At 57.7% G+C, this 1,423-nt stretch carries 1 protein-coding gene; it reads right to left on the reverse strand.

Annotation, left to right across the window (positions count from 1 at the left end):
* Positions 1 to 3: 3 nt before the first annotated feature.
* A complete protein-coding gene (locus ADK28_RS27925) occupies positions 4 to 1,317 on the reverse strand; it encodes a DNA circularization protein (RefSeq protein WP_048797260.1) in 1,314 nt (437 codons plus the stop codon).
* Positions 1,318 to 1,423: the final 106 nt, after the last annotated feature.

Raw genomic sequence — 1,423 nt, forward strand, 5'->3', positions numbered from 1 at the left:
GGGTTATTTGGCGTAGGCATAGAGCACCATTCCTTGCGTGATGTGATTCGGGCTGCTCAGGTCGGGGTTGAGGCGCAGCAATTCATCGGCGCGGCTGTAATCGCCGTACCAGAAGTGCGCCAGTAGATGGAGATTGCAATCGCTGTCCACTGTGCGCTGAATCAGCGGCGGTTCGGCCAGGATGACGGCCTGCGCCAGCGCCTGCAGCTGTAGCGCCAGGGTTTTCAGCGTCTCGACGATGACCGCATTGTCGCTGGTATCGGCGGTAGTATTACTGTTGAGGACACTCTCCTGTTGTACCAGAATCTCACGGGTGCGTTCAGCGTCGATGGCGTCCTGGATAGTGCTGCGCACGTCGGCCAGAATATCGCTGACCTGATCGCTGGAAAGCGTCGGGGTGATCAGCTCATTACCGAGGATCATGCCGGCGATACTGCCCAACTCAGTAATAACTGTGAGACGAGTGGTCTCGGTGATCGCCTGCAGATCTTCATCCGGCATCACTGTGGTGGTGGCCATCGTCGGGACGGTGATGACGTTGTTGCTGTTCTCGGAAACTCCTTGGCGGGCGCGTTGCGCCGGCATGGCAATAACACTGCCGCCCATACCGGTCAGCGAGCGCCAGTCAGAGGTGATGCGGTTGCCGGTGAAGGACAGCGTATTGCTGTAGGTATTCAGCTGCCCCTTGAGGTCGCTGACGAACTGGCCAGGCATATCCAGATAATCCAATCCGGACATCGCAATGCCGTTAATCTGAGCAGACAAACTCTGGATCATAAACTCAGCGGTATTGACCAGGTTGCGGTAGCGCTCCATGGTGTACTGCGCTTTCTGCAGTTCGGCCATCATTTTATTCCAGGCCGCCAGCGCAGCATCCAGCAGGCTGTCGGTGTTCAAATCAATCGCATCAGCCTGCTGGGTGGGGTACTGCCTGCTGAAAAACTGCTGGTCCGGGGCCGACTCGACAAACACCAGCTCAACATGGGCGCAGTCCACATAGTCAGCGCGGTGGAAGATGCCGCATTCAAGTAACTGCACCTTGGGATAAGAGCCGAATACCGGGTGGATCAGCTCACCGCTGCCTGGCGTGTTCACTGCCTTAATAAATGCCTGCAGGCGGGTCTCGTAGTCGCTACCGAAGAAAATGGCGGTCATACGGATGTTATCCGGCTTGCCGCCCAGGTCTTCGACGTCAGCCCCCTCACGATAGGGATAGCGATACTCTGCAACATCGCGGGACAGCGTATCCCGCGCATCAAGGCAGTCAAAGGCAATGCCCCGGAATGAGGCGTCAAGGAGATCATCTTTCCAGGCCATGGTCAGTTCCTCAACCCGTCGCGCTGGGTGCGGTCGTCGAGCGCGGCGTGGACTTCCTGACCATCGAGATAAACATGCAAGTCAAGGCGCTGCGGGTTCAGCCCCA

Origin of the sequence: Serratia sp. 506_PEND (assembly GCF_001076875.1) — a bacterium.
GTDB classification, from domain to species: Bacteria; Pseudomonadota; Gammaproteobacteria; order Enterobacterales; family Enterobacteriaceae; genus Serratia; species Serratia marcescens.